At 72.1% G+C, this 4,435-nt stretch carries 6 protein-coding genes; 3 read left to right on the top strand and 3 right to left on the bottom strand.

Annotation, left to right across the window (positions count from 1 at the left end; all coding sequences use genetic code 11):
- Positions 1 to 274: 274 nt before the first annotated feature.
- Positions 275 to 991 (top strand): endonuclease/exonuclease/phosphatase family protein, encoded by a 717-nt coding sequence (locus ACESL7_RS13405; protein WP_372893813.1) that lies wholly within the window; start codon positions 275 to 277, stop codon positions 989 to 991.
- A 243-nt stretch (positions 992 to 1,234) separates the two neighbouring features.
- Here the strand turns inward: ACESL7_RS13405 and ACESL7_RS13400 are convergent, their stop codons facing one another.
- Complete coding sequence (locus ACESL7_RS13400; protein ID WP_372893812.1) at positions 1,235 to 1,654, bottom strand: Hsp20/alpha crystallin family protein; 420 nt, start codon at positions 1,652 to 1,654, stop codon at positions 1,235 to 1,237.
- A 146-nt stretch (positions 1,655 to 1,800) separates the two neighbouring features.
- On the opposite strand from ACESL7_RS13400, the gene dtd reads away from it, so the two are divergent.
- Positions 1,801 to 2,238, top strand: a complete 438-nt coding sequence (gene dtd / locus ACESL7_RS13395) for a D-aminoacyl-tRNA deacylase (protein ID WP_372893811.1) — start codon at positions 1,801 to 1,803, stop codon at positions 2,236 to 2,238.
- A 70-nt stretch (positions 2,239 to 2,308) separates the two neighbouring features.
- Positions 2,309 to 2,818 carry a flavin reductase family protein gene (locus tag ACESL7_RS13390; RefSeq protein ID WP_372893810.1) on the top strand — a complete coding sequence of 170 codons (510 nt, stop codon included), beginning with the start codon at positions 2,309 to 2,311 and terminating at the stop codon, positions 2,816 to 2,818.
- A gap of 214 nt (positions 2,819 to 3,032) precedes the next feature.
- On the opposite strand, the gene ACESL7_RS13385 is transcribed toward ACESL7_RS13390, so the two are convergent.
- Both ACESL7_RS13385 and ACESL7_RS13380 read right to left on the bottom strand, forming a co-directional pair.
- Positions 3,033 to 3,758, bottom strand: a complete 726-nt coding sequence (locus tag ACESL7_RS13385; protein WP_372893809.1) for an SDR family NAD(P)-dependent oxidoreductase — start codon at positions 3,756 to 3,758, stop codon at positions 3,033 to 3,035.
- Positions 3,755 to 4,435: cyclase family protein (locus ACESL7_RS13380; protein WP_372893808.1), on the bottom strand; the 681-nt coding region annotated here is incomplete at its 5' end. The genes ACESL7_RS13380 and ACESL7_RS13385, both read right to left, overlap by 4 nt.

Below are 4,435 nucleotides of genomic sequence, written 5' to 3'. Positions count from 1 at the left end.
CACACCTTCGGGGCCGCGACCGGCAGCGCCGCGCCCGCACAATGTCGTGCCAGACCGCCTGAAAGCCGGGCCCGGGGCAGGACGCCATGCGCCGCCCGGTCTCGGGAGACCCCAGCGGTACAGGCACCGCGGCAGGGATCCGGTCACCGCGCACACCCGCACCGCCTGCGGCCGCGGCGACCGGCCGGACGGCGCAGGAGTGCGCAGGGCGCTCACGCGGGCCGGAGACTGGCGTCCGCGACAGCTTGCCTGCTAGGCTTGCGACGGCATGCCCATGACCCCTGCCCTGCCGGAGCCGCGCGCGCGCTTCCGCCTCGCCAGCTACAACATCCGCAAGGCCGTCGGCCTCGACCGCCGCCGCGACCCGGCGCGCATCGTCGAGGTCCTCGCGGAGATCGCGCCGGATATCGCCGTGCTTCAGGAGGTGGACACGCGCGTGCCGCCCCGCCGCGCCGTCCTGTCGCAGGCGTCGATGGAAGCGCACGCGGGCCTGCGCCTGCTCGACCCGAGCGTCGGCCTCGGGCGGACCGGCTTTCACGGCAACACCATTGCGCTCGCCCCGCACATCGCGCTCCTCGATCTGGACGCGATCGACCTGCCGGGGCTCGAGCCGCGCGGCGCGGTGCTGGCGCGCCTCGGGATGCCCGACGGGGAGCTCTTCCTCGTCGGCTGCCACCTGCCGCTCGTGGCGACATTCCGGCGCGTGGCGGTGGCACGCCTGACCGAGGTGATCCGGGCGCAGGGCGCGACGCGCTGGGTCATCGCGGGCGACCTGAACGAGCCGCGGGCAGTCGGAACGCTCGCCCCCTTCGCCGACGTCGCGCGGATCCTGCCGGCGGGGCTCAGTTTCCACACCCGTATGCCACGCTTCGCGCTGGACCGCTTCATCCTGTCGCCGGGCCTCGGCGGGCAGGCCCACGTGCACCGAAGCGATGCATCGCGCGTCGCCTCGGATCATTTCCCGGTCGTCGCCGCGCTCGGCCCGGACTAGACCCTGCCGCGCGCCGGCGGGACGCGGCCGGCCCACCGGCTCCGGGTCCACCCCGGCGCGCGCTCACGCGACGCCGGCGACCGAGGCGCAGGGCCGTCCTCTGCCGCAGCGCCAGATCCGGGGGCTCGGGGCCGCGCCCGACGCCATGCAAGACGCGCCGGGGACGGCCACGTGGCACGCCATGCGCCCGCTCCCGATCGCGCGCCGTGCCGGCATTTCCCTGCACGCCACGCGCCGGCGGCCTCACCCCTTTCGGATCGCGACCTTCTTCTTGCCGCCGTCCGCGTCGGGCTGCCTGCGCGGCACGGTGATGGTCAGCACGCCATCCTTCATGTGCCCCTCCACCTTGTCCTCCTCGGCATCCGCCGGCAGGCGGAAGGACCGCGTGAAGCTGCCGTACTGGCGCTCGGTGAAGAACCAGGTGTCGCCGCTTTCCTCGCGCTCGGCCTTCTTCTCGCCGGTCACGGTGACGACCCCGGCGTCCACGTTCACCTCGATATCGTCCTCGGAGACGCCGGGAAGTTCCATTGTGATCCTGTAGGCGCCGTCGCCGCCGGAGGCGTCCGAGGCCGGCGCCAGCATCTCTGCCACGCGCGCGCCGAGCGAGCGGAAGGGATCGTAGAGCGCGGGCCAGAGGCTCGACGATTGCGATTTCTCGACCATTGCGAATCTCCCTTGCTGAGAAGCGGATAACCCGCAGTTTGCCTGCATCGCCGGAGATGTGATTGACGCCGGTCAATCGCAAGCGCCGCGCTTGCATCGCCCCGTCCGGCACGGCACCGTCGCGTCCGACCGGCAGGGAGAGCGCGATGCGGGCACTGGTGCAACGGGTGAGCGAGGCGCGGGTGAGCGTCGACGGGGCGGTCGTGGGCGAGATCGGCGCCGGCATGCTCGTGCTCGTCTGCGCGATGCAGGGCGACACGGAGGCCGAGGCCGAAAGGCTCGCCGCGAAGCTCGCCCGCCTCCGGATCTTTCCCGACGAGGCGGGCCGCATGAACCGCGCGCTCCGCGACACGGGCGGTGCGGCGCTGGTCGTCAGCCAGTTCACGCTCGCCGCCGACACCGCGCGCGGCAATCGTCCCGGGTTCTCCGCCGCCGCCGCGCCAGAGGCGGGCGAACGCCTCTACGAACATGCCGCCGACGCCCTCGCGCGCGAGGGGGTGCCGGTGGCCACCGGCCGCTTCGGCGCCGACATGCAGGTCGCGCTCGTCAACGACGGGCCGGTGACGATCTGGATGGAGGTCTGATAAGGGCTTGGCCCGCGGCACCGGGAGGCTATCTCCCGGCAGGATCACGGATAACGGAGGCGGCCGGGGCATGCCCGACACGGTGACCAGCGACACTTTCGTTCCCGGACCGGGGCAGGAACGCGCGCTGCGCAACGCGCTCGGCCGCTTCGGCACCGGGGTCACGGTCGTCACCTGCGCGACGCCGACCGGCCCGCTGGGCATCACCGCCAACAGCTTCGCCAGCGTCTCGCTCGACCCGCCGCTCGTCCTCTGGTCGCCGGCCAAGAGCTCCAGCCGCTTTCCCTTCTACGCGGCGGCGCGGCATTTCGCGGTTCACGTCATGGGCGCCGAACAGTTCGAGATCTGCCGCGGCTTCGCGCGGTCGGGCGATGCCTTCGACGGGCTCGACTGGCACCGGAACGGCGAGGGCGTTCCGGTCCTCGACGGCTGCCTCGCCCGCTTCGAGTGCGAAAAGACCGCCGAGCACGACGGCGGCGACCATCTGATCGTGGTCGCCCGGGTCCTGCGGGCCGAGTCACGCGACGGCGCGCCGCTCCTCTTCTACGGCGGGAATTACGGCGGCTTCGCCGAGGGGTGAACCACAGTCGGTGTCCATGCGGCCACGCCTGCGGCGTGACGCTCTCTGGCACTTCGTGCAGGCGAGGGGCGCCGCCCCTCGCGCACCCCGGAGTATTTCGACCAAGATGATGGGCATGACCGCTTCACGCTCCATCATCTTGGCCCAAATACTCCGGGGGTGAATTGGCCGAAGGCCAAGAGGGGGCAGCGCCCCCTTCTCCCGCCGCGCGCCGTCAGAGCGACATGCCCCCGACACTCGCGCCGCCGCAGACATTGAGCACCTGTCCGGTGACGAAGCCGGAGGCCGGGTCGCAGAAGAACAGGAAGGCGTTCGTTACGTCGGCGGGCTGGCCGAGGCGTCCCACGGGGATCGCCTGGGCGAGCTTCGCCTCGCGCTCGGACCCCTTGTCGACGATGCCCCAGAAGTTGTCGGTCCGGATCGGGCCGGGGGCCACGACATTCACGGTGATGCCATGCGGCGCAAGCTCCAGCGCCCAGGTGCGGGCCATGCCCACCATCCCCGCCTTGGTCGCCGAATAGGCGGTGCGCGTGGGCACGCCCAGCGCCGCGCGCGAGCCGTTGAAGAGCACCCGCCCGAAGCCGCGCGCCTTCATCGCCGGCAAGGCCGCCTGCAAGAGCGTGAGCGCCGCACCGAGGTGAAGCTGCGCCAGCCCCGCGATGTCCTCGGCCTTCGCCTCTTCCACGAGATTGGGCCAGATCAGCCCCGCGTTGTGCACCAGATGCGTGATCTCGTGCCGCGCGGCGACGTCGGCGGCGGCCTCCTCGACCGCCTTCGGGTCCAGCAGGTCCACCTCCACCTGCTCCAGCCGGTCGCGGTGCCAGTCGCCCTTGTGGCGCGCCATCGAGACCACCCGATAGCCCCGGTCGAGCAGCGCCTGCGCCAGATCGGCGCCGATCCCCTTCGAGCCGCCGGTGATGAGCGCGGTGTGGTCGGTCATGTCGCCTCCTTCGGGATCAGGGCCAGCACGCGGAGCGGGCTGCCCGTGCCGCCCTTGATCTTGAGCGGCGGCGCGATGAGCATCGCGCCCGTGGGCGGCAGAAGGTCGAGGTTGGCGAGGCATTGCAGCCCGTATTTCCCCGCCCCGTGCAGGTAGAAATGCGCCGGGAAGGGCGGGTCGTAATGCGCGCCCTGGCCTGCGTCGGTGCCCACCGTCTCGACCCCGAAGCCACGGATGTCGCGCGCGACGAGCGTCTTGACCGCCTCCGGCGTGGGGCCGGGCGAATGCGCCCCGTCCTCGCGCATGTTGAGGTAGCCGGCGCCCGAGCGCTTCGACCAGTCGGTGCGCATCAGCACCCATGACCCGGCCGGGATGGGGCCGTGCGCGGCCTCCCAGGCCGCGATGATCTCCGGCGTGAGCTCGAAATCCTCGTCCTGCGCCGCGCCCTCGGAGCAGTCGATGACGACGACGGGGCCGATCAGCGCCTCGGGCGGGATCTCGTCCACGTGGCCGTGGGGAATATCGCGCCCCGACACCCAGTGCACCGGCGCGTCGAAATGGGTGCCGGTGTGCTCGTTCATCGAGATGTGGTGCCACTTCCACGCCGGGCCGCGGTGGTCGTAGGCCGAGACCTCCTCCATCCGGAAGCGGCCGCATTGCCCGAACTCGGCCGGCAG

This window comes from Rhodosalinus sp. (assembly GCF_041685465.1).
GTDB lineage: Bacteria > Pseudomonadota > Alphaproteobacteria > Rhodobacterales > Rhodobacteraceae > Rhodosalinus.
This window is presented reverse-complemented; position numbering and strand designations above follow the sequence as displayed.